The 23,217-nt window shown below is 64.6% G+C and carries 16 protein-coding genes; 1 reads left to right on the top strand and 15 read right to left on the bottom strand.

Annotation, left to right across the window (positions count from 1 at the left end; genetic code table 11):
* Nucleotides 1-94: 94 nt before the first annotated feature.
* Nucleotides 95-2,185 carry a TonB-dependent siderophore receptor gene (locus NMG10_RS21695; protein ID WP_232854838.1) on the bottom strand — a complete coding sequence of 697 codons (2,091 nt, stop codon included), beginning with the start codon at nt 2,183-2,185 and terminating at the stop codon, nt 95-97.
* Between the two features lie 654 nt (nt 2,186-2,839).
* On the opposite strand from NMG10_RS21695, the gene NMG10_RS21690 reads away from it, so the two are divergent.
* Entirely contained in the window at nt 2,840-4,162 is a 1,323-nt protein-coding gene (locus NMG10_RS21690) for an OprD family porin (protein WP_232854839.1), read from the top strand.
* 30 nt (nt 4,163-4,192) lie between these two features.
* On the opposite strand, the gene NMG10_RS21685 is transcribed toward NMG10_RS21690, so the two are convergent.
* From NMG10_RS21685 to NMG10_RS21620, 14 genes are all read right to left on the bottom strand, one after another.
* The gene (locus NMG10_RS21685; RefSeq protein ID WP_232854840.1) at nt 4,193-5,857 is read right to left on the bottom strand and encodes an FMN-binding glutamate synthase family protein; all 1,665 of its coding nucleotides are present in this window, start codon (nt 5,855-5,857) and stop codon (nt 4,193-4,195) included.
* A 150-nt stretch (nt 5,858-6,007) separates the two neighbouring features.
* Nucleotides 6,008-6,673, bottom strand: coding sequence for a hypothetical protein (locus NMG10_RS21680; RefSeq protein WP_050703356.1), 666 nt, complete (start codon nt 6,671-6,673; stop codon nt 6,008-6,010).
* 39 nt (nt 6,674-6,712) lie between these two features.
* Nucleotides 6,713-7,855, bottom strand: a complete 1,143-nt coding sequence (locus tag NMG10_RS21675) for an ankyrin repeat domain-containing protein (RefSeq protein WP_254465104.1) — start codon at nt 7,853-7,855, stop codon at nt 6,713-6,715.
* Between the two features lie 69 nt (nt 7,856-7,924).
* On the bottom strand, nt 7,925-8,527 hold the full coding sequence (locus NMG10_RS21670) for a hypothetical protein (protein ID WP_232854842.1): 603 nt from the start codon (nt 8,525-8,527) through the stop codon (nt 7,925-7,927).
* Between the two features lie 124 nt (nt 8,528-8,651).
* A complete protein-coding gene (locus NMG10_RS21665; protein WP_232854843.1) occupies nt 8,652-9,437 on the bottom strand; it encodes a hypothetical protein in 786 nt (261 codons plus the stop codon).
* 2 nt (nt 9,438-9,439) lie between these two features.
* The gene (locus NMG10_RS21660) at nt 9,440-13,846 is read right to left on the bottom strand and encodes an RHS repeat-associated core domain-containing protein (RefSeq protein WP_254465103.1); all 4,407 of its coding nucleotides are present in this window, start codon (nt 13,844-13,846) and stop codon (nt 9,440-9,442) included.
* An 8-nt stretch (nt 13,847-13,854) separates the two neighbouring features.
* Nucleotides 13,855-14,289, bottom strand: coding sequence for a DcrB-related protein (locus tag NMG10_RS21655; protein ID WP_232854845.1), 435 nt, complete (start codon nt 14,287-14,289; stop codon nt 13,855-13,857).
* A 12-nt stretch (nt 14,290-14,301) separates the two neighbouring features.
* Entirely contained in the window at nt 14,302-16,239 is a 1,938-nt protein-coding gene (locus NMG10_RS21650; protein ID WP_254465102.1) for a type VI secretion system Vgr family protein, read from the bottom strand.
* A gap of 11 nt (nt 16,240-16,250) precedes the next feature.
* Complete coding sequence (gene tssH / locus NMG10_RS21645; RefSeq protein WP_254465101.1) at nt 16,251-18,926, bottom strand: type VI secretion system ATPase TssH; 2,676 nt, start codon at nt 18,924-18,926, stop codon at nt 16,251-16,253.
* Nucleotides 18,919-19,968, bottom strand: a complete 1,050-nt coding sequence (gene tssG / locus NMG10_RS21640; protein WP_254465105.1) for a type VI secretion system baseplate subunit TssG — start codon at nt 19,966-19,968, stop codon at nt 18,919-18,921. Before tssG ends, tssH begins: the two co-directional genes overlap by 8 nt.
* Entirely contained in the window at nt 19,932-21,794 is a 1,863-nt protein-coding gene (gene tssF / locus NMG10_RS21635) for a type VI secretion system baseplate subunit TssF (protein WP_254465100.1), read from the bottom strand. The genes tssG and tssF overlap by 37 nt, the downstream gene beginning before the upstream one ends.
* Nucleotides 21,791-22,306 (bottom strand): type VI secretion system baseplate subunit TssE, encoded by a 516-nt coding sequence (gene tssE, locus NMG10_RS21630; RefSeq protein ID WP_038707176.1) that lies wholly within the window; start codon nt 22,304-22,306, stop codon nt 21,791-21,793. Before tssE ends, tssF begins: the two co-directional genes overlap by 4 nt.
* Entirely contained in the window at nt 22,300-22,740 is a 441-nt protein-coding gene (locus NMG10_RS21625) for a hypothetical protein (protein WP_203648718.1), read from the bottom strand. The genes tssE and NMG10_RS21625 overlap by 7 nt, the downstream gene beginning before the upstream one ends.
* The gene (locus NMG10_RS21620) at nt 22,737-23,177 is read right to left on the bottom strand and encodes a type VI secretion system amidase effector protein Tae4 (RefSeq protein WP_203648716.1); all 441 of its coding nucleotides are present in this window, start codon (nt 23,175-23,177) and stop codon (nt 22,737-22,739) included. The genes NMG10_RS21625 and NMG10_RS21620 overlap by 4 nt, the downstream gene beginning before the upstream one ends.
* Between the last annotated feature and the right edge of the window lie 40 nt (nt 23,178-23,217).

Here is a 23,217-nt window from a genome sequence, read left to right as displayed (position 1 = left end):
GACGGCCCCGGCGATCTTGCATGAACGCTGAAATCCTGGGGCCGCCTTGCGGCCCTTTCGCGGCACAAGGCCGCTCCTACAAAGGCCATGTAACTTAGAAACTATACGTCCCGGTCACCACCAGGCTGCGCGGATCGCCCACCTGGATCTGCGCGGCGCTGGTGGCCGAGCTGTAGTAGGTCTTGTCGGTGATGTTGCTCAGCGCCGCGCGCACATCCCAGTCATGAGTGCGGTAGCCCGCCAGCGCGTCCCAGCGGCCATAGCCCGGCAGGATCACGGTGTTCTGGTTGTCGGCGTAGCGGTCGCCGACCAGGGTCAGGCCGGTTTCGGCGTACCAACCCAGCTCCGGTTTCCAGGTGACGAACAGGCTGGCGTTGCGCTTGGCCACGTCGTTGATGCGGTTGCCCTGCTGGCCGTTGTTGTCCTTGACGATGGTCGCATCCTGCAGGCCGATGCCGCCGCGCACATACCAGTTGCCCACCACGTTGCCGGTAGCGGTCAGCTCGATGCCGCGCGAGCGTTGCAGGCCGCTGAGCTGGATCAGCTCCGGGTTGATCGGGTCGCGGGTACGGCGGTTGTACAGCTCCAGTTCGTAGATCGCGAGGGTGGTGCTCAGGCGCTGGTCGAACCATTCGCTCTTGACCCCGATCTCCTTCTGCCGGGTCTGTTCCGGGTCGGTCTGGTTGGTGTTGCCGGCAGCGCCTGGTGTGATGCCGATGAGGCCGCCACCGACCGGAGAGTAGGTCTTGCTCCAGGACGCATAGAAGGAGTGGTCCTGCCAGGGCGTGTACACCACGCCGATGCGCGGGCTGAAACTGTTGTCCTTCTGCTTTTCCGAGATGTCGCGCAGCTTGTTGGTGGTGTCCACCTCGAACTGGTCGAAGCGTACGCCCGCCAGCAGTTGCCACTGGTCGTTGAGGCGGATCTGGTCCTGCAGGTAGATACCGGTGCTCTCGACGTCGGTGTGGTTGTTGCTGGACACCCGCATCGTGCCGTTGTGCTGCTGGCCGGCCGTCGAGCCCTGCACGGGTACCGATGGCACGCCGACGCCCTGGTGCAGCAGCGAGTTGCGGCGTTGCTCGCCCATTTCCAGGCCCACCAGCAGCGTGTGCTCAAGACCAAAGGTCTCTACATGGCCTTCCAGCTCGACGGTGTTGTAGAGGTTGCGGGTGCTCAGGTCCTGTTGCCAGCGCTGGCGATCCACCAGCCCGGCAGCCGGGCGGTAGGCGGTCAGGTAGGTGTTGTCGAAGTCGCTCTCCAGGGTGAACAGGCTGAAGGTGTGGCGCAGTTGCCACTGGTCGTTCAGCTCGTAGTTCAGGCGCGAGCGCAGCGATTCGGCGCGGTCGTTGATGTAGTCGCGCTGGGTGTCGCCGTAGGTGGTCTTGCGGCTGACATCGGCCGGGCGCCCGGTGAGCGGGTTGCCGGGGATGCCGCGATCAGGGGTGCGGTCGTAGCGGCTGTACTCGTACTGCACCAGCCAGTTCAGCTCGGGGGTGATCTGCCAGCTCATGGACGGCGCGAACAGCTGGCGGTGGTTGCCGTCGATGCCGTCGCGGAAGCTGTTTTTGTCTTCGTTGCCCAGGTTCAGGCGCAGGCTGAGGGTGTCGCTGGGGTCGGCGCTGAGGTCGGCGTACAGGCTGCGCAGGTCCTGGCTGCCGCCCTGGGCCTCGATGCTCGAGCGGCGGCCGTGCTCCGGCGCCTTGCTCACCCGGTTGACGATGCCGCCCTGGCTGCCACGGCCATAGAGCACCGCCGCCGGGCCCTTGAGCACCTCGACCCGCTCGATGTTGTGCAGGTCGCGGGTGTACTGGCTGTCGTCGCGGATGCCGTCCAGGTAGAAGTCGTTGCTGGCGTCGAAGCCGCGGATGCGCAGGCTGTCGAAGCGGGTGTCGGCGCCGCTGCTGACGTTGGGGATGCCTTCCAGCGCCTTGCCCAGGTTGCTGCTGCCGTAGTCCAGCACGTTGCGGGTCTTCACCGAGTCGATGGCCTGCGGCACATAGCGCGCCGGGGTCGAGGTGCGGGTCGCGGTGGTCACGTCCTTGACCCGCGGGTTGTCCTCTTCGCGGGTGCTGTCGGCGGTCACCGAGGTTTCCGGCAGGGTCGTGGTGGCGGCACTGGCCAGGCCGGCGCTGAACAGCAGTGACAGGCCCAGGGTCAGGGGGGAAAGGCGGCAGGGGGCAGGCATCGAAGGCGTCCAAGGAATGGAGTGAGAAATTGGGCGCGAATGGTAATGCTTGCTATTTACTGTTGCATCGACATTTGTAAAGGGTTGTCTTTACATATGTTTCAAAATGTTGCTATCTATTCGGATTGATTTTGAATTGTCTTGATATTCATGCGGATGCGCACGGGGATGACCTGTAGGAGCGGGCTTGTCCCGCGATGGCGCCCTGGCTGGACGGTGATGAGGGCATTGCCGACCTTATCGCGGGGCAAGTCGCACCGCCGCTCCCACGCTGCTCAGGGCAATTTCCGACAGGGTATCGAGAGGCCTGCGGAAGCACGGTCGTATGACGGTTTTATGGATTTCGCCCGCTTTCCACAAAAGAGACAAATTTGCGCTGACCCACGGCAGATATGCATGGAAATGCACCAGCGCCGACCTTGTTTTTGGTTATATCAACCTGCATTTCACGTTTTTTTGACATGTATGAGCAGGCAGGGCTAGGATTCGGGCTCTACGCCTGCTGGCCATTCTCTGGCCATGCGGCTGCAAGGCCCGTTGCAGACCATTGGCGGGCCTTCGGCTTGGATCCGCATAGCGTCGAACCTACGAAGGGGCGTTGGTTCCTGGCGTTCTCATGCAGAGCGTTTTTGAATACGAAATAAGGAAAATAACATGTTGAAAACCAGGATCAGCCTGGTCGCCCTGGCGATGATCGCCGCGACCCAGGCACAGGCCAATGAGCAGGCCGAAAGCAAGGGCTTCGTTGAAGACAGCCACGCCAACGTACTGCTGCGTAACGCCTACATCAACCGTGACAAGAAGCACGGTACCGATGACCAGATCGAGTGGGGCCAAGGCTTCATCGCCAACTTCTCCTCCGGTTTCACCCAGGGCACCGTGGGTGTCGGTGTCGATGCCTTCGGCCTGTACGCCGTGCGTCTGGATGGTGGCAAGGGTCACAACGGTGGCGCGGGTGTCGATTTCTTCAAACCGCACAACTCCACGAACGCCGATGGCAACGCCAGTGGTCCGCATGACCTGGCCCGTGCAGGTGCAGCCGTGAAGTTCCGCATCTCCAACACCGTGCTCAAATACGGTGACCAGATGCCTACCCTGCCAGTACTGCAGTACGACGATGGCCGTCTGCTGCCGGAAAGCTTCACCGGTACGCTGATCACCTCCAAGGAAATCCAAGGCCTGGAGCTGAACGCCGGTCGCTTCACCCAGGAGGCGCGTAAGAGTGCCGAACGCCGTGATGGCGGTGGCCTGAAGTCGATCAATGTGCTCGGCGGCAGCTACAAGTTCACCGATAACTTCACCGCGTCGCTGTACACCGCCGACAACGAAGACGTGATGAAGAAGCACTACCTGGGCCTGAACTACGTCTTCCCGATCGCCAGCGACCAGTCCCTGACCCTGGACTTCAACGGCTACAAGTCGGACATCGACAACAAGTACGTGCGTGCGGCCAAGCTCAACGGCGACTCCAACACCATCTGGAGCCTGGCGGCGACCTACGCCTACGGCCCGCACTCGTTCACCCTGGCGCACCAGCGCAGCACCGGCAGCACCGGCTATCAATATGGCTGGTATCAGAACGCGGGTGGCGTGGGTGATGGTGGTTCGACCATCTACTTGGCGAACTCCTACTGGTCCGATTTCAACGCCGAGGACGAGCGCTCCTGGCAGTTGGGTTACGGCCTGGACTTCGGTGCCTTTGGTATCCCTGGCCTGACCTACAAGCTCGCCTACGTGGTGGGTGACAATATCAACACTCGCACCGTCGGCAAGCCTGAGGGTTACGGTGAAGGTAAAGAGCGCGAAATCTTCAACCAGATTCGCTACGTGGTTCAGGAAGGCCCGGCCAAGGATCTGTCGATCAAGCTGCGTAGTTCCTTCCTGCGTACCAACAACGCCGTTCGTTATGCCGACAACTACACCGACGACGGCAACGAAGTCCGCGTATTCGTCGAGTACCCGATCAGCATCTTCTGATCCTGATCTTGCGTGACCCGCAGCCCCGGCCTATGCCGGGGCTGTTTCTTTCCGGCGCACGCTGGCCGCCGCCACCTCGATCTCCCCCGTCTCCGGTGCAAAGCTGTCGCTGCGTGCCATCCGCCACATCCGCGCATAGAACTCGCTGTCGATCGTGCCGCTGAGCAGCTCGCCCGGCTTGAGGAAGGTGTGCAGCTGCGAAAACAGGCCGATCTCGCTGGCGCTGATACGCCGCGCCAGGTGCTTGGGCTTGAGTTCAGAGGGATGGTCCAGGCCGGCGGCGGCAAGCATCTCGGCCAGGGCATGCAGGGTGTTGCGGTGGAAACTGGCGACCCGCTCGGCTTTCTCCGGCACCACCAGTGCGCGCTGGCGCAGCGGGTCCTGGGTCGCCACCCCGGTGGGGCACTTGTTGGTGTGGCAGCTCTGCGACTGGATGCAGCCGATGGCGAACATGAAGCCCCGCGCCGAGTTCACCCAGTCCGCGCCGATGGCCAGCACGCTGGCGATGTCGAAGGCGCTGACCAGTTTGCCCGCCGCACCGATGCGGATGCGCTCGCGCAGGTTCAGCCCCACCAGGGTGTTGTGCACGAACATCAGGCCCTCGCGCAGCGGCACGCCCATGTTGTCGGAGAACTCCCGGGGCGCCGCGCCAGTGCCGCCTTCCTTGCCGTCGACGACGATGAAGTCCGGGGTGATGCCGGTGGCCAGCATGGCCTTGGCGATGCCCATGAACTCCCACGGATGGCCCAGGCAGAACTTGAAACCCACCGGTTTGCCGCCGGACAGCTCGCGCAGGCGGGCGACGAACTGCAGCAGCTCCCGCGGTGTGCTGAAGGCACTGTGGGCGGCCGGCGAGATGCAGTCCTCGCCTTCGCGCACGCCCCGGGTGGCGGCGATCTCGGCGCTGACCTTGTGCCCCGGCAAAATCCCGCCATGGCCCGGCTTGGCGCCCTGGCTGAGCTTGATCTCGATCATCTTCACTTGTGGCGCGCGGGCCTGTTCGGCGAAGCGATCGGGGTCGAAGTGGCCGTCCTCGGTACGGCAGCCAAAATAGCCGCTGCCGATTTCCCAGATCAGGTCGCCGCCGTGTTCGCGGTGGTAGGGGCTGATGCTGCCCTCGCCGGTGTCATGGGCGAAGCGTCCCAGGCGCGCGCCCTTGTTCAGCGCGGCGATGGCGTTGGCGCTGAGGGCGCCGAAGCTCATGGCCGAGATATTGAAGATCGACGCCGAGTACGGCTGGCGGCACTGCGGGCCGCCGATGCGGATGCGGAACGAGGCCGGGTCGGCCATCGGCACCGGCAGCATCGAATGGCTGATGAACTCGAAGCCCGGCTTGTAGGCATCGTTGAGGGTGCCGAAGGCTTTCTCGGCGCTCTCGTTCTTGGCCCGGGCGTAGACCAGCGAACGCTGGGCGCGGGAGAACGGCAGCTTGTCGTCGTCGCCCTCGATCAGGTACTGGCGGATCTCCGGGCGGATGGTCTCGATCAGGTAGCGGATGTTGCCCAGTATCGGATAGTTGCGGCGCACGGCGTGGTGGCGTTGGCGCAGGTCGTTGAGGCCGACCAGGCTGAGCAGGGCGCTGATGACGGTGAAGGGCCAGAGCCAGGTGTGCGCAGGCAGGAACGGAGCGCTGGCGATCGTGAAGACCAGGCACAGGAACAGGCAGGCATAGCGGCTGGGGAGCGAGTCTTTCATGGGTCCATCGCAGGCGGGATGACCCGGCCTAGGATAGGCAAAGGCTGCGGGGGGAAAACCTGGGGTTTCGGTAAAAGACTGTTACTCGACGCGGAATTGCCTGGAGAGCACATGGCCAGGTTTGACTGTAGCCAGGGCCCCGGTCTCCAATCAGGTGAACTGGATGAAGAAGAAGCCGGCTTCATCGCCTTGCTTGCCGCGCCGTGCCTGCCTGTCGACATACAGGTAGCCGATACCGTCCGAGAACAATCCCACGTGCTGCCGGCTGGCGGCGGCCACATCACTGTCGAGCAGTTGCATCAGGAACAGGAAGCGCTGGGGTTCGTAGATCGGGTCCTGCAGCCAGCAAGGCCTGCCGACGGGCTTGCTCAGGTCGATACCGCTGTCCTCGTCCTCCAGTTCCTGTTCTTCTTCCTCATCGCTGAAGGGTTCGAACTGAATGTAGGCTCGGTCCAGCAGTAAGGCCGCGGCGGGCGGGGCGATCGACTGGTCGGCCAGCTCGTGCAGGATGACCCGGGCAAAACGATTGGCGCGCTTTTCGTCGAGCTCGCTCTGCTGATTGACAGTGTAGTGGCGCTGGGTGGACCGGTTGAAGGCGCCGTCTTGCTGACGCGCGGTGATGAACACCGTGATCGCCATGCCGGGTGGAATGAAGGTGACGGGCAGGAAGCGGTCGCTCAATGTCAGCAGCGGGGTCATCGGCTCATCAGTGTCCGGGCTTCGTGGCCATAGCGAGGCATCCTTGAGGCGGGCGCCGCCGCCGATCTGGCCCAGACCGTGATCCTGGCCGGAAAGCACGATTTTTTGCGAGGTCATGGTCAATAGCATCCTTTGCGTCTTACGGGTTGTTCCACTTCAGATCGGCGTCTCCAGCGCCAGGACCTTCCAGCTCGCCTTGCGTTTACGCTCGATGAGCGCGGCCAGGGCCTTGGCGGTCGGAGCACCCTTGCCGGTGAACTTCACCGGTGCCAGGGTCAGCAGGGTGACCTTCTCACGTTCGGGAATCCGCTCGCCTTCACCATGCTTGTTCCAGGGCTTGTCCACTGCCAACAGCGCATCCACCGCGCAAGGCCAGTGCAGGTCGGCAAACTGTGGATCGTCACGCTGGAACAGCATGCCCTCGGCCACCGGGCCCTGCTCGAAGGTTCTGGCGGCGAGGCGTGCCAGCATTCCTACTGGAAAATACCAGGCGTCTGGCACCGGCAATCCGGCCTGGGGCAGTGCCCAGTCACCCGGCAGGCAGAGGAACAACTCGGTCATCGGGGCAACCTGGTACAGGCCGGTGGTGAACAGCAGCTTGTAGTCGGTCTTGCTATCGATCAGGCTGACATGCAGCGTGCCGCGAGGGTCTTCACTGGGAGGGCAGAACGCGGTAGGCAGGACCCACCCAGCGGTATTGTGCACAAAGGTGACAATGGCCTGTCCGGCGCCTTCGGCATCGGCGTCCTCGACATCGTTGATGCTGCGTGCACCGTGTTCGAGCAGCAGATCGACCGTGCGCTGATGCCCCCATTCGCGCGCAGCGTCCAGTGCGCTGTCATTGGCGCGTCGGTGCAGGCGATTGACCTGTGCGCCTCGTGTCAGCAGCAGTGCAACGACCTCGTTGTGGCCCGACTGGGCCGCTGCGTATAGCGGTGGGCAGACGCTTAGTGGCAGGCCGTCGACCCAGGCACCGGCATCGAGCAGGCAAACGCAGGTTTCAAGGTGCCCTTCGCTGGCTGCCAGTTCAAGAGCACTGGCATGACCCTCGTCTACATACGGCTGGTTCGGCGCCAGGCCCAGCTCCAGGAGCAGGCCACAGCTAGCCGCCTGTCCGGCTCGAGCGGCCATGTGCAGCAGCCCCTCCTCGTCGGCCTCGCCATAGCGGGGCAGCACCAGCAGTTCGGGGTATTTCTGCGCGAACGCACGTAGCCGCTCCAGCTTGCCTTCTTCTACATCGTCGTAGAGGCGGTCGAGCTTGGTCTCATGCTTTTCGTAGAGTTGTTGCCAACCGATCATCAAATAGCGGTTCCCCGTCCGAGGGTCTGGTTCAGGTTAAGTAAGACCCTTGTCAGCCCCACGGAAATATCACTTGCCCGGGAGGGGGATCAAGGCGAACTGGAATGCTTCCGGGCAGTGCTGCTCGAGCCAGTTCTTTGCCCGTTCACTGACGAAATAGCCGCCGTGCACATCGGCCTTGAAGAAGTCGGCGTGCTCATCAGCACGGACTACCTGCAGGTAATGAGAGGGATCATTGCTCTTTACACTCTCGTCCATGCGCAAGGCGACCTTGCCAGCGACGTAGGCGCACCAGAACGCCGGCATGCGTGCTGCCAGTTGTGGGGCATGGGGGCGTGACTCGATGATCGATTCGGGCTCGTCATCCAGCTCCAGGTAGACGCTGATGTCCTTGGCCGCGTCCCATTGCTGCCAGTCGAGTTCGACAATATGGGTCTTTTCCAGATGCTCGAAGCGGCTGATGCCTTTCAGGCCAGAGTTCTCCAACGCCTTCTTTGTCGGCTCGGTCAGTACCAGCAGGCCAGAGCGGATGTAGGCGGGCGGTGTGTAGGGGCCGGTACGCTCGATGCTGTCAATGTCGGTGTCTTCGTCCCAGGCGATCATGCCGTAGGCTAGCACCTCACCCCAATCGCCCCAGGGTGCTTGTGCGTTGCTGACAAAATAGATGTTCATATCAGGCTTCACGGCTCTTGCTGTTCTGGTCGCAACGTCTTTCATAGAGCCATTGCCATGAGGGGGTCGCGCAACAGTTGTATTGCCCATGCGGCGCCCAGCGAGCAGATTGGCCGCCAAGGACTTAAACCTTGAGCAGCTCGGGATAGTCACTGAACCAATAGTCCAGGGCATCCTGATTGAGACCATGCTCACCGCGCCAGAAGTCCATCGGGTAGCTCCAATCTGACGAGCGCGCGCTACGTGGCGCCAGGCCGAGGTTGGTGTAGCGGTACAGCAGGCCTGGATGCTCTGGCGTCTGCAGTATTCCGCAGTGTCCCAGCAGGTCGAGGAACCCCCGGCCCTCTTCTTCGCTCATCTTGATACCGGGTAGTTTACGCAGCAGCTTGAGCAGGTCCTTGGGTTTGGTCACGGCAGGCACGTTACGGATCAGGTCCAGGATCGACACCATCAGCTCCAGGTTGCCCGGCTGTTCTTTCGGCCCGGCGTTATGCTCCTGCAACTGGAACGCGATATTGGAGGGGCTGCCGAAAAGCGCTGCGCCGATCAGAAAACGCACCCTGTTGAGGGCAATGAAGTTGACTTCGCGCTCCTTGAAGAAACTGCAGACCTGACAGTTCAGTTGGTCCTGCGCCGTGAAGGCGTGTTGCGGCAGGTGTGTCGCGCAAGCATAGGCCGACAGGGCCGCGCGCAGGTAGGCCTGGTTGCGCTCGACACCGGTGAGAAAGTTGGCGACCACCTCTTTCTTCACCACGGTCTCTCGCGCCTTGAACAGCCAGGTAAGCACCTGGTCATGGCTCATTCTGCGGGTCTCGGTCGCCAGGCCTGTGGCTACCAGCGCCGAGCTTGGTGGCTCGCTGGGATGCTGGGCCTTGAGGATCTTGCAAAGTTGTTCAGGAGTTGCATTCATGTTCATTTCCCGCAGGAGCTTTTGTTGGCCTTGGGGGGCAGGGCGCCACGGCTGTCGAGCACGGGCAGTTGCGTGACTTTGCTGACACCGCGTGCCTTCAGGAAGTCGTTGGCGAGCGCTATCCGCTCGAGGCCAGGGTCTTTTTTCGCCTTGGCGTCGGAGATGCCATAGATCTTGTTGCCTCGCACGTTCGGGTTCTTTCTGCCGAGCACTTCTCGCTCGCGGATCCCTGAGTCCTCGATGCCGCGTATCGTGTCGTAGTCGGTACCAATCGGTGTCACGCGGTTGATGCGGTCACCTTCCTTGAAGCGTGGGCCGTCTGCGCCCTTGGTTTCCATATGTCGGCGTACCACGCCTTCGAGCGTATCGTTGTCCGAGGCTCGCCCGTTGTAATACGGGTTGCCTTTCTCGTCGGAAAGGAAATAGCTCCAGTCCAACCCGTGCGGATCTATCCCGCCGACAGGGTTCGGCGCATAGCGGTACAGGTTGATGCCGCCTTCCAGGCCAATAGGGTCGGGCTGAGTGAAGCGGCCGCTCTGTGGGTCATAGTAGCGGAACAGGTTGTAGTGCAAGCCAGTCTCACGGTCCAGGTACTGACCTTGAAAGCGCAGGTTCTGCTGTTCGATGAAGTCCTCAGTCCTCCACTCGCGCAAGGTCATGCCCCAGGCGGAGCATTCGCCCTCCCAAGCCAGCGTGCCGTCACTGTCGGTCAGTTGCTCGGGCAGACCGTTGAGGGCGTTGTGGTAATGGAGCGTGCGTTGATGCGCACCTTGACCGTCGACACGTGCCAGGACTCTATAGCCCGGTTCATGGACATACAAAGTGAGGTGGCCGTTGCAGCGCTCTTGCAGCAATTTGAGACCGTCCCAGCCAAAGTCGGTGCTGCCCAGCAGATTGCCCTGATCGTCTTGCTCGGTCTTGCCGATGCGGCGCCCGAGAGGGTCATAGTGCAATTTGACGATGCGCTCGCGCCCGCCGCGTACAGAGCGCACCTGAACAAGGCGATGATGCTGGTCGTAGCTCATATGCTGTTCGCCATACAGCGTGCTGCGTTTTTCCGACAGGCGTCCGAAACCGTCATAGCGGTAGTGGCGATCTTTCAGCTGTAGCAACTGGTCATGGCGGGCGACTTGCCCAGCACCGGGCACACGGTTTGCCGCAGCGTCATAGAGGTATTGTTCGTTTTGGCCTGGCAACGGTCCCTGGTTGGCAAGCAGGCGATCCGTTGCGTCGTAATGCATCAGCAGCTGATGTTGATAATCGGGTTGCTGGCGCAGGTAGAGCACCAGATTGTCGCGATCATCGAAGTCGAAGCGCTGCTGCCAGGGCGCGGGCAGGTGTTCGTTGTGGTCGGCGCCCCAGCGCAGACGGGCGCTCGGCCGGCCACTGAGGTCATATTGGCTACGGGTAAGCAGCCGTCCCTGGGTTCGCGAGACCTCACGGTGCAGGCGATCGCGCTCGAAATCGCAGATCACCTGCCCGTCGATGTTGATCTGATGGAGGTGTCCCGAGCCATACACCAGGCGGTTCAGTTGGCGGCCATCGGGCAGCCGCGTCTGCAAGCGATTGTCCAGTGCGTCGTAGGTGTGCTCCAGCCTTCCGGCACTGTTGCTTTCGGCAGTGCGGCGTCCGCAGGCATCATGCTCGAACGCGACGCGTTGCACATTCCCCTGACGATCCTCGCTGATCACCTCCATCAACCGGTCCATCGGATCGAGACTGTAGGTAGTGCTGTCGTCCTCGGTAAGCAACGCAACCAGCCTGCCGGCGGCGTCACGTCGAAGGCGGTGATGGATCGGCGCCTCTCTGGCGCCCGGCGCCGGAATGAAGTCCATGGCGATGATCTGGCCGAGTCCATCGTACTGGTAGGCCTTGCGACTGCCATCCAGATTTTCATGCTCGGCCAGGCGGTTCGCCTCATCCCAGGTGAAACGATAGGACTCACCGTTGCTGTTGGTCAGTGCCACCAGTCGTGTGCAACGGTCATAGGTAAACAGCGTCGGCCGGCCGAGGTTGTCCCGCTGCTCGATGAGCTGGCCATTCAGGTCATAGCGAAAATGCTCGGCGTTGCCGAGCGGATCGATGAAGCATTCGAGCAGGCCCGAGGCGGTGTACCGGTACTGGACAATGCGCCCATCCGCCAGCTCCTGGCGTATCCGATGTCCCAAGGCATTGTGTTGGAAGTGGCTGGTCTGGCCGAGGGCGTTGGTCAGACTCTGCAAATGGCCGCGCCGGTCGTAGCGCAACCGTGTGGCGTAGCCTGAGCAGTCCACCTGCTCGATCAGCAGACCTTGTTCGTTCCAACGCTGACGTTGGCGCTTGCCCGTGGCGTCGATGGTTTCCAGCGGTAGGCCATGTTCGTCATGGCGGTAGCGCGTCACCTCGCCCAAGGGGTCGGTTTCGCGAATACAGTTGCCGTGCTGGTCGTAGCGATAGGTCCAGGTTGCCCCGGCGGCATTGGTTTCACTGCGAGGCAACGCCCAATGCTCGAGCCACTGGGTCGATTCACTGCGTCCCAACGGATCGATGGTTTCGCACAGGTTGCCGGATTCGTCGTAGCTGAAGCGCCATTCACCGCCTTCAGGATCGGTAGCGGCAAGCAGTTGACGTTCATCGTTCCAGTGGAAGCGCCAGGTTTGGCCCAGCGCGTTGCTCGACTCGATGATCTGGAACTGCGCGTTCCAGCGCCGCACACTGGTGCGTAGCAGCGGGTCGGTGATGCAGGTGATGCCAGCCTCGATATCGTATTCGAAGTGATACTCGTCGCCGGCGTTGGTCCAGTGCCGGATCACCCGCCAGTCGTCCAGTTTCTGCCACTGGTAATGGCAAAGCAGGCCATTGGCTGTTTGATGCCCGACCATGCGCCGACCTTCGTCATACATGAATCGACGCTGCAATTGCCCCAGTGCATCGTGGACCTCGGCCAGATCGCCAGCGGCGTCGTAGCGATAGCTGGCGAGTGTTTCAGCATCGTCATCGACGAACACCCGTTCGATATGGCTGACTCGACGTGGCCAAGCGTCGCTGTAGTGCAGCTTGATCCGCACGCGGTCAAAGGTGTCGCGCAGCCACATCAGGCGCCCGAGATCGTCATAGTCCAGGTGGATGCGGTTGTCGTTGCGATCTCCCAGTTTTGCCAGCCGCAGGTGGTTGGCGTCCTGTGGACTGGGTTCGAACAAACGATAGAGGCCACTGCTGATGTCTTCGATCAGCAGCTCGCCATCAAGGGCGCGTCGCACGCTGATGCCTTCGCCAGCGCTGAAGACGGCGTCGCCGAGGGCGATCATGCCCATGTCGATGACGCGAGCTTGTTCGTCGGTATAGATCAGGCGGTCGTGCTCGACCCTCACAGACACTTCGTAGGGGACGCTCCAGCTGGCACCGAACAGGCCCTCGCGGCGTTCGTCGCGACTGTTGTAGTAGCGTTGCCAGTCCAGTGGGATCATGGCCTGGAGGGTGAAGTCGAGGTCGTGTTCGTCGCTCAGGATCTTCGCGCCAGTGGGCGCGTGGACAGGGTTTGGCGAGCCGACGATGGCCGAAGTCAGGGCGGCGGTCACCTGGCTGCTGGCAAAACTGACCACGCCTCCGACGAGCATGCACCCGAACTTGCTGTAGAACTTGCCTCCACGCCCCCGCAACATCATCAACGCCGTGATCGCCAAACCGATCCCCGGCGTTTTGCCACTGCGGATTTCACGCACCACGATCGGCCCACCGCCGATGCGCACGTTGTCCGACACCAGCCCGCCATCGACGATCACCGCCTCGCAGGTGCTGCGATCGCCGCTGCGACAGGCCGGGTGGCCGTTGATCAGCACCTTGCTCGAGCCCTCGGCCAGGTACTGCGGCGGCATCGGCGGGTGCTTGGTGCACAGCACCTTGTCGTCGGGGGCTTCCTGGGTGTTGGGCGCGGGGCTGGCGACGGTCGGCCGCCACATCTGCGAGAAGAAGCCCTTGGCCATGTCGAGGAAGGTTTCTTCCTGCTCCTCGGCCTGCGCGCCACCGCCCCCGCCACTGGCCGGGGCTGAGGGAGCGGTGACCACGCCGGCCGCGCGCGCGGCGCGCATGCCGTTGGTCCTGGTGTTGGGCGAGCCACTGACGATGGTGGCCTGCACGGTCGGCGGGAACAGGGCGTTGCCGATGCCCTCGCATAATCGACTGAGCCCGGTGTCCGCGCCGGTCTTGGCCATGACCACGCCGACCACCAGGCCCACCACCGCGCCGAGCACGAAGCAGCCCAGGCCGCCGGTGACCACGGTAATGCCCAGTGCCGCGGCCACCGCGGCGGTGGCCAGGGCGCCGATGGCGACGTTGGCGGCCACTTCCAGCACGCCGCCGATGATGTCGGCCATCACCGAGGTGTGCAACAGTGCATCGCCCTCGCGGGCGGCCCAGAGTGCGTCGGACATCCGCTACGTCAGCCCAGGTTGTCGAAGGCGAGGGACTGCTTGAGCGTCGCCCAGTGCGCGGCCTCGGCCTCGCCCAGCGGGGTTGGCTTGACGTAGCTCAGGGCGAACATCTTGCGCGTGCCCGGCAGCACCAGCGCCAGCTGGTACTGGTAGACCTTCTCCTGGCCCTTGCTGAACTGGCTGCTCAGCTCGATCGCCTCGATCGGCTGGGCCGCGCCCACCTGGGTGGCGCGGGCCGGCTGGAACTGCAGGTCCTTGACCTGCTGCTGCAGGCGCTGCAGCTGGCCGTCGAAGTTGCTCTGCAGGGTCTCGCCCTCTTCTAGCAGGCTGCGGCTGACGATCAGCGAGGTGCCCAGGGCCTCGAAGCGCAGGATGTTGATACTGGTGTCGCGCACCTGCGCGTCGGGCAGGGCGAAGCGGAATTCGTTGAGGCGGTAGCTCATGGTTCGGTCTCGTTACTTGCCGGCGGCGGGGAAGAGGGCCTTCACCGCGCCGTCGATGGCCGTTTTCACGCCCTGGTTGTTCGGGGCGGTCTGCGCGCCGCTGCCCACGTTCAGGTCAAGGGTGCCGCCGGTGTTGATCTCGGCGTCGGCGTTGGCGTGGAAGCTGAACTGCTCGCAGCTGATATTGATCTGCCCGCTGGCGTTGAGCTCGATCACGCTCTTGCCGCAGACCAGGCGCAGGTTCTCGCCGACTTCGATCAGGTAGCTGGTGCTGACGCTGTCGGTCTTGCTGGCGCCGACCAGCAGCATGTCGTCGCGGCGCACGGCGCGGATGCGGTCCTGGCCGATGGTGATGGTCTCGAGCATGCCGACGGTCTGGTTGCGGTTGATGCCCACCGACAGCGTCTCGCTCTGCTCGACCACGGTGTCCATGTTGCGCTCGGCGTGCACGTACAGCTGTTCGGCGCCCTTCTTGTCCTCCATGCGGATTTCATTGAAGTTGGCCGGGCTGCCGCCCTTGCTCGAGCGGCTCTTCATGCCGCTCTGGGTGGCGCCGCCGGGCAGGTCGTAGGGCACCGTCTGTTCGGCGTTGTACACCCGCCCGGTGATGATCGGCCGGTCGGGGTCGCCTTCGAGGAAGCTGACGATGACCTCCTGGCCGATCCGCGGCACCTGGATCGAGCCCCAGTTCTTGCCCGCCGTGGCTTGCGACACGCGGATCCAGCACGAGCTGTTCTCGTTGGACTGGTCGTGGCGGTCCCAGTGGAAGTGCACCTTGACCCGACCGTACTGGTCGGTCCAGATCTCCTCGCCGGACGGGCCGACCACCACGGCGGTCTGCGGCCCCTTGACGATCGGCCGCAGGGTGCTGCCCACCGGGCGGTAGCTCTGCTGCGCGTCGATGCAGCTGAGGTTGCTCTCGAACTGCGCCGCGCCGCTGCCGCCACCGCTTTCCAGGCGCTCCTGGTGCACGTAGTAGCGGGCGGCGACGATCAGGTACTCGCGGTTCTGGTCCTGGCGGCTGAAGTTGCTCAGGCTGAACAGGTGACCGCTGCCCAGGCCCCGGGCATTGCCGCGCAGCTCGACCCGCTCGTGCAGGCTCTGCAGCGACTCCAGGCGGGTGCGCGCGTAATGCTCGCCGTCCTGGGTCTGCTCATAGGCGCCGGGGTAGTCGTACAGTGGGTAGTCGCTGGCCTGGTGCGGGCGCGGCATGGCCGAGCGCACGTCGATGCGCGCGCTGGGGCGCTGGAAGTCATAGTCGTTGAGCTCCAGGGAGCCCGGCTGGACTTCCTGGGCCAGGTGCCAGTCGTTGATATGGTCGCGCTCGCGGTGCTGGCCGTCCGGCGGGTAGTAGGGCACGGTCTCGTAGCCCGGCGCCTTCTGGTGCGCGCCGTAGGCGTCGGCCAGCACCAGCACGTGGCGTTCCTGCTCGTGGCGGAAGAAGTAGTAGATGCCTTCTTCTTCCATCAGGCGGCTGACGAAGTCGAAGCTGGTCTCGCGGTACTGCACGCAGTACTCGCGCTCGCGGTAGTTGCGGCTGAGCAGGTCCTCGAAATCCGAGAAGCCCAGGTCGCGAAACACCTGCTTGATGATCTGCGGCGCGCTCAGGTGCTGGAAGATCCGGCAGTCGCTGGTGCGCGTCAGCAGCCACAGCCACGGACGCAGGGTGACCCGGTAGGCGGCGAACTGACCCTGGTCCACCGACTGGCTGCAGCGGGCGACGATGCCGTGGAAGTGCCGCGAGCTGCCGACGCTCTGCTGCACGCTCAGGCTCATGGGCTTGCCCAGCAGCTGGTTGAGGTCGATGGCCGGGTCGTCGCTGGTCAGCTGCAGCTCGTAGTCGAACAGGCGGCCGAGCTCCTCGCTGCCGCCCATCTCGGCAAGGATCAGCTTGTCCGGCCCCAGGGGGCTGTTGATCTGCGCCAGGCGCGTGAACTGCTTGAACAGCATGGTCGGTCCTGTCAGTCGGCGGCGCCGAAGTCATAGTGCAGGTCGTTGTCGCGGCGGCTGATGCTGACGCTGGCCAGCGGCTTGCCCTCGAGCAGGCGGGTCAGGAACTCGCGGCTCATGTCCGGCAGCAGGCCGTTGGTGAGGATGGCGTCGATCATGCGGCCCCCGCTTTCGGTCTCGGTGCAGCGCGAGACGATCAGCTCGACGACGCCTTCGTCGTAGGCGAAGCCGACCTTGTGGGTGCCTTCCACGCGCTTGCGGATGCGCTCCAGCTGCAGGCGGGTGATGGCCTTGAGCATCGCGTCGCTGAGCGGGTAGTAGGGGATGGTCACCAGGCGGCCGAGCAGCGCCGGCGGGAAGATCTCCAGCAGCGGTTTGCGCAGCGAGGTGGCCACGGCCTCAGGGTCGGGCAGGGCCTGCGGGTCCTTGCAGATGTTGGCGATCAGCTCGGTGCCGGCGTTGGTGGTGAGCAGGATCAGGGTGTTGCGAAAATCGATCTGGCGGCCTTCGCCGTCTTCCATCACGCCCTTGTCGAACACCTGGAAGAAGATCTCGTGCACGTCGGGGTGGGCTTTTTCCACCTCGTCCAGCAGCACCACGCTGTACGGGCGGCGGCGCACCGCTTCGGTCAGCACGCCGCCCTCGCCGTAACCGACGTAGCCGGGTGGCGCGCCCTTGAGGGTGGAGACGGTGTGGGCTTCCTGGAACTCGCTCATGTTGATGGTGATCAGGTTCTGCTCACCGCCGTACATCGCTTCGGCCAGGGCCAGCGCGGTCTCGGTCTTGCCCACCCCGGAGGTGCCGGCGAGCATGAACACGCCGATCGGCTTGTTCGGGTTGTCGAGGCCGGCGCGGGAGGTCTGGATGCGCTTGGCGATCATCTTCAGCGCGTGGTCCTGGCCGATGATGCGCTTGGCCAGGTGGCTGTCGAGGTTGAGCACGGTCTCGATCTCGTTGCGCGCCATGCGGCCCACCGGGATGCCGGTCCAGTCGGCGACCACCGAGGCCACCGCCTGGTAGTCCACGGTCGGCAGGATCAGCGGGCTTTCGCCTTGCAGCTGGCTCAGACGCTGCTGCAGGTCGACGAGTTTTTCGCGCAGTTCATGGCTGCCCTGCACGTCCACTTCCTGATCGACCACGCCGATCTGTTCACGTAGTTGCGCGCGGGTGGCCAGCAGCTCGTCGACCAGGGCTTTCTCTTCGGCCCAGCGGCTCTCGAGGGCGGCCAGGCGCTCGCGTTCCTCGGTCAGCAGGTTGTCGGCCTGGGCCTGGCGCTGCTCGGTCTTGACGCCGATGGCGGCTTCGCGGGCAATGATCTGCAGTTCCACCTCCAGCGCCTCGATGCGCCGACGGCTGTCGTCCACCTCGGCCGGCACCGCGTGCAGGCTGATGGCGACGCGGGCGCAGGCGGTGTCGAGCAGGCTCACCGACTTGTCCGGCAGCTGGCGCGCCGGAATATAGCGGTGCGACAGCTTCACGGCGGCTTCCAGCGCTTCGTCGAGGATCTGCACCTGGTGGTGCTTCTCCATGGTCGAGGCCACGCCGCGCATCATCAGCAGCGCCTTGGCCTCGCTCGGCTCGTCGACCTGGACCACCTGGAAGCGGCGGGTCAGGGCCGGGTCCTTCTCGATGTGCTTCTTGTACTCGGCCCAGGTGGTCGCGGCCACGGTGCGCAGGCTGCCACGGGCCAGGGCCGGCTTGAGCAGGTTGGCGGCGTCACCGGTGCCGGCCGCGCCGCCGGCGCCGACCAGGGTGTGGGCTTCGTCGATGAACAGGATGATCGGCTTGGGCGAGGCCTGGACGTCCTCGATCACCTGGCGCAGGCGCTGCTCGAACTCGCCCTTCATGCTGGCGCCGGCCTGCAGCAGGCCGACGTCCAGGCTGCGCAGCTCGACGTCCTTCAGTGCCGGCGGCACGTCGCCGGCGACGATGCGCAGGGCGAAGCCTTCGACCACGGCGGTCTTGCCGACGCCGGCCTCGCCGGTGAGGATCGGGTTGTTCTGGCGGCGGCGCATGAGGATGTCGACCAGCTGGCGGATCTCCTCGTCACGGCCGACGATGGGGTCGAGCTTGCCGCTGCGGGCCTGCTCGGTGAGGTCGACGGTGAAGCGCTTGAGCGCTTCCTGCTTGCCCATCGCCGCCGGGGCCACGGCGCCACTGGCCTCGCCCGGCGCGGCGGCGCTGAAGCCGTCGCTGGCGGCCAGGTTGTTTTCCGGCGAGTCGCCGACGTATTCGTCGAAGCGCTCGCTCAGGGCTTCGATCTTAAGCTTGGCGAACTCGCTGGACAGCCCCAGCAGCGCATTGCGCAGGCTCGGGGTCTTGAGGATGCCGACCAGCAGGTAGCCGGTGCGCACCTGGCTTTCGCCGAACATCAGGCTGCCGTAGACCCAGCCGCGCTCGACGGCTTCTTCCACCTGGGAGGACAGGTCGGTGATCGAGGTCGAGCCCCGTGGCAGGCGGTCCAGGGCGTCGGTCAGGTCGCGGGCCAGGCGCGCCGGCTCGACGTTGAACTGGCGGATGATGCGGTGCAGGTCGCTGTCCTGCAGTTGCAACAGCTGGTGCAGCCAGTGCGCCAGCTCGACATAGGGGTTGCCCCGCAGCTTGCAGAACACCGTGGCCGCCTCGATGGCCTTGTAGGCGACGCTGTTGAGTTTGCCGAACAGCGCGGCGCGGCTGATTTCACCCATGGTCCTGACTCCTTGTGAGGGGTGCTGCGACCGGCTGGTCGGCGTAGTACCGGGCCAGCTTCAGGTCGCGTGCATCGTGCGAGGGGCGGCCGAGCCAGGTGTCGAACCCCAGGCGCTGACCGGCATTGAGTTGCAGCGCGGGCACCTGGCCCTGCGCGAGGATGAGGTTGAGGTCCCAGTCCAGTTCCTGGCCCAGGTACTCGGCGACCCAGGCCGCCAACTCGATAAACGCCTGCCCGCCGGGGAGCAGGGCGTGGTACTGGTCGAGGGTCAGCGGGCCCAGGCACAAGCGGAACTTGTGCTGGCGGTCCCAGACGTAACGGCCCAGGCACAGGTCCACTCCGAGGCGGTTGGCGCGCACGCCCAGCTGGCTGCGCTCGGGCAGCTCCAGCCACTGGCCGACGTATTCCTCGAGCTGCACCGGCACGCCGAAATAGCTCGACAGGATGCTGCACAGGCCGTCCGGGTAGCGGGTCTGCGCCGCCAGGTGGCCGGACCAGTGCAGCTTGGCGGTGTCGGCCAGCGGCCCCTGGCCTTGCAGTTCCGGCTGGCCGCGGCCACTGAGGGCGGCCAGGCGCGCGGCCCAGTAGTCGTCGCCGGGGCGGTCGTGGCTGACGGTCGGCCGGGCCTCGGCCCAGGCACGGTAGAACAGGCTCAGCAGGCGATGGTGGAAGATGTCGAGGAAGCGCTTGCTGGTCGGGTCGGCGTGGTTGCGCTGGCGTTCGCGCATGTACTCGGTCAGGTGCAGCGGCAGTGGGCCGTTGGGGCCGCCGAGGCCGAAGAAGAACTGCTCCAGGCGCGCCGGCTGATCGTCGTTGGCCGTGACCGAGGCCAGCGTTGCCGGGGCGAAGCTGCAATCCAGGCGCTGGCCCAGGCGCACCGGCTCATCGGCCAGGCGCAGCGAATGGCCGAAGCGCGGCAGCTCGGGGTTTTCCGCCTCGAGGCGGCGCAACGCCTGGAAGAAGTCGTACTCCCAGGGCTCTGCCTGCATGGCCTGTAGCGTGTTCACAGGGTCGGCCTGCGCCCGGGCCTGGCTTTCCAGCGCATGATCTCGCCACGTTCGCTGGTGCGCAGCACGGTTTCGGTGAAGCTGTTGATCGACACGTAGCGGGTCAGGAAACGCTCGAACACCGCGCCCAAAAGGAACACGCCGGTGCCGCGGAAGGCGTTTTCGTCGAACGTCAGGGTGATCTCCAGGCCACGGCCGAAGACGATCGGCCCAGGCATCGGCAGGCGCCGGGTGCAGGGCTTGCAGCTGACCTCGCGCAGGCCGTCGATCTGCAGTTGCAGGGCACTGTCCTGCTGGTCGCCGTACAGGCGCAGCAGTTCGCGCAGGGCGGCGGCGCCCTGGCCCTGTTCGGCCAGGGACAGGTAGTTCAGCGACAGTTGGCTGATCAGGCGCCAGGCCCGGTTGTCGTGGGCATGGCTGGCCTTCGGTCGGCTGGGGCCGGCCAGGCAGCGCACCGCGGACACCGGCGCGCTGTCGGCCAGGCTGAAGTCGCTGCGCCCATCACCGACGTTCATGAACAGCGGCAGGTCGCGGTTGCTGCACAGCGCGCTGATGCCCAGCTGGCGCAGGTCGTGGCGGTACGGCGCCTGGTGGCCGTCGACCAGGCTGATGAAGGTCTCGCTGCCCATGTAGCTGGAGCGCGTGCCGTTACGTCGCTGCTCGCTGGACAGCACCCGTGGCTCGCGGCGGACGATGTAATAGGCCTGGTCGCGGCCATAGCGCGACGGGTCGCGCACGGCGTAGAACGGCAGGAACGCCTGGTCCGGCCCGGTGCCGTGACCGCTGACCTGCTGCAATGAGTGGATCTCGAAATCGGTGGGCCGGGTGCGGTCGGCGATCACATGGTGCTCGTGGACCCGGTCGGTCAGGTGGATGCGGTCGACCCGGCGCGGGAACAGGTTGATCGCCGGGGTGCAGAACGGCACGAACTGCGCGCTGCCCACGCTGCTTTCCAGCGCGGCGTCGAAGCGCTCGAACAGCACCAGCAGCTCCAGTTCCTGGCCATCGCAACGTTTGACCGCGCGCTCCAGCCCGGCGAAATCGACGAACAGGAAACGCTGCGGCAGGGCGAAGTACTCCTGCAACAGGCGATAGCCCTGGAACGCCTGGGGGACCACCGGCAACGCCGCTTCGCGGTCGTCGAAGCCGCACGGCAGCAAGGCCTGCTCGACCGGGATGCGCTCGACCCAGTCGGCCCCCGGCTGACGCACGAACACCGCGCAGGCGCTGCCCAGCAGTTGCTCGTACAGGCGGAAGGGCGTTTCGTCGGCGCCGTTGAGATACAGCGGCAGGTGCGTCAGCGGCAGGCTGTTGAAGGGGATTTCCGCGCCGCTGCGCAAGGTCAGGCGCAGCCCGGCGCGGGCCTTCGGTTCGCTGGCGGCCAGGCGCCCGAGCACGGCGCCGGGGTTGCCGAAGTATTCGGCGCGGGCCACCTGCAGCGGCCACAGGGTCACGTCCTGGGTGCTGCGGAATTCGCACGGCGTCTGCGAGTTGCGGCCGAGGTTGGCGCGCAGCACGCTGTAACGGGGCAGCTGGAAACCGGCGGCCAGCGAGCCCTCGTCGGGGTCGGTCTGCAGTTGCACCACGGTCATCGACGGGGTCGGCGCCAGGTAGTGCGGGTAGGCGATTTCCAGCAGGTTGTGGGTGAAGGTCGGGTATTCGGCGTCGAGTTTCAGCTGCACCCGCGCGGTGAGGTAGGCGAAGCCTTCCAGCAGGCGCTCGACATAGGGGTCGGCGCATTCGATCCCGGACAGGGTCAGGCGCCCGGCAATCTTCGGGTATTCCTTGGCGAACTCGGCGGCACCCTCGCGGATGTGCTGCAGTTCCTGGTTGTACAGTTCGAGCAGGCGCGGGTTCATGCGCGTCTCCGGCGGTCGGCGGGGGCCACGCGCACGTGCCCGGACTCCAGGTCCACGTCGGTCTGTAACAGCAGCGGCAAGGCCGCCGGCTGGGCCCACAGGTCGCCTTCGATCTCGAAGCTCAGGGCGTTGGCGTTCATCTCGCCGGGCGCGGCCTGGGCGCGCACCTTCAGGGTATGGGCGAGGATACGCGGCTCGTAGGTGGCGATGGCCTGGTGGATGATGCGTTCGAGCGCGTTGAGGTCGATGTTCGACGCGCTGTTGCCGGCCAGGGCCGGCAGGCCGTAGTTGATCACCGAGGCGCCGGCCGGGGAATTCAGCGTGGCGCCGGTGTCGAGCAGCGAGGTGGTGTTGAGCAGCCAGGCCAGGTCGCGCAGCACCGAGGCCTTGAGCTGCTGCAGGCTGAGCACGCGCTTGTCGGGGGCTTCCTGCGGGTTGCCCGGGTCGTCGTCGGTCAGGCGATCCAGCAGCGAGGGCTGCAGGCGGTCGCGGGTGGCGATCTCGGCTACCACTGGAACAGCCCCACGAAGTCCTTCTGATCTACAGGGCCTGTCGAGCAACTGCCACCCTTCGCGAGAATCGAAGGCTCAAGGCTGGCCCCTACCAGGCGTACGGCCTGATACTGGCTATTGCACCGGCCGGGCTGCGACGGGTCGGCCTCCACATGGCTGACGATGATGATCTGCGAACCATTGAAATGCTCGACACGAGGCTTGCCAGTCAGCCGCTCCGGACTGAGCTGGCAGGGCCAAGGCATGTCCAGCTCAAGCAACGACTGATCGGCCTTGCGCAATGCGCAGCGACCTTCGTGGTTCACCAACGACAGCGTCTGGGCCGCAAGATTGACCTGAAGGTCTTGGGGGGTGCCAGTCGAGCTCTGCTGAGCGCATGCATTCAGGGCAAGCGCGATCAACAGGCCAGGGACGACTTTGCGCAGTCTTTTCATTTCAGCTCCCAGAACCATACAGCCTTGGAGCGATGGGCCTGGTCGGCAAAGTAGCCGGTTACCCGACCTCGATCCCAGAGGTCGATGTGATCGCCGGTGCGGTTCTCGTATGACTGCCCTGCACGGGCGAAGCAGTCCTTGAAAAAGATGATGCCGCGTTTCTCATTGAGTTTCAGACGGTCATTCGCACTGCCACTCAGTTGCAGAGGCGCGCCGAGATGGTGTTTCCACAGCCAGTTCGCCAGTGACTCCGCGCCCCTGGCGTGGTCATGGGCACAGCGTGGCTCGCTGTAGGTTCTGGCATTGACCTTGATCGTGTGTTCACCATTGAGGGCGATGCTCATGCGGATGGCGCACTGGTTGTCCCAGCCTCCATCGCAAGGCGAGGATTCGCTCGGATAGGCATTCCACAGATTGATGAAGGAAGGCTTGGCCATGATGTTCACCGTGGGCGGGTGAGGCGTGGGGAAGGGCGCC

This window comes from Pseudomonas sp. DVZ6, assembly GCF_024259445.1.
Lineage (GTDB): Bacteria > Pseudomonadota > Gammaproteobacteria > Pseudomonadales > Pseudomonadaceae > Aquipseudomonas > Aquipseudomonas peradeniyensis.
The sequence above is the reverse complement of the archived record's forward strand: the minus strand, read 5'-3'. Positions and strand labels throughout refer to the sequence as shown.

What these genes read in the sequence shown, in the direction of transcription:
- NMG10_RS21695 (WP_232854838.1), bottom strand. Translation starts at nt 2,185, where the DNA reads ATGCCTGCCCCCTGCCGCCTTTCCCCCCTGACCCTGGGCCTGTCACTG.
- NMG10_RS21690 (WP_232854839.1), top strand. Translation starts at nt 2,840, where the DNA reads ATGTTGAAAACCAGGATCAGCCTGGTCGCCCTGGCGATGATCGCCGCG.
- NMG10_RS21685 (WP_232854840.1), bottom strand. Translation starts at nt 5,857, where the DNA reads ATGAAAGACTCGCTCCCCAGCCGCTATGCCTGCCTGTTCCTGTGCCTG.
- NMG10_RS21680 (WP_050703356.1), bottom strand. Translation starts at nt 6,673, where the DNA reads ATGACCTCGCAAAAAATCGTGCTTTCCGGCCAGGATCACGGTCTGGGC.
- NMG10_RS21675 (WP_254465104.1), bottom strand. Translation starts at nt 7,855, where the DNA reads ATGATCGGTTGGCAACAACTCTACGAAAAGCATGAGACCAAGCTCGAC.
- NMG10_RS21670 (WP_232854842.1), bottom strand. Translation starts at nt 8,527, where the DNA reads ATGAACATCTATTTTGTCAGCAACGCACAAGCACCCTGGGGCGATTGG.
- NMG10_RS21665 (WP_232854843.1), bottom strand. Translation starts at nt 9,437, where the DNA reads ATGAATGCAACTCCTGAACAACTTTGCAAGATCCTCAAGGCCCAGCAT.
- NMG10_RS21660 (WP_254465103.1), bottom strand. Translation starts at nt 13,846, where the DNA reads ATGTCCGACGCACTCTGGGCCGCCCGCGAGGGCGATGCACTGTTGCAC.
- NMG10_RS21655 (WP_232854845.1), bottom strand. Translation starts at nt 14,289, where the DNA reads ATGAGCTACCGCCTCAACGAATTCCGCTTCGCCCTGCCCGACGCGCAG.
- NMG10_RS21650 (WP_254465102.1), bottom strand. Translation starts at nt 16,239, where the DNA reads ATGCTGTTCAAGCAGTTCACGCGCCTGGCGCAGATCAACAGCCCCCTG.
- tssH (WP_254465101.1), bottom strand. Translation starts at nt 18,926, where the DNA reads ATGGGTGAAATCAGCCGCGCCGCGCTGTTCGGCAAACTCAACAGCGTC.
- tssF (WP_254465100.1), bottom strand. Translation starts at nt 21,794, where the DNA reads ATGAACCCGCGCCTGCTCGAACTGTACAACCAGGAACTGCAGCACATC.
- NMG10_RS21625 (WP_203648718.1), bottom strand. Translation starts at nt 22,740, where the DNA reads ATGAAAAGACTGCGCAAAGTCGTCCCTGGCCTGTTGATCGCGCTTGCC.
- NMG10_RS21620 (WP_203648716.1), bottom strand. Translation starts at nt 23,177, where the DNA reads ATGGCCAAGCCTTCCTTCATCAATCTGTGGAATGCCTATCCGAGCGAA.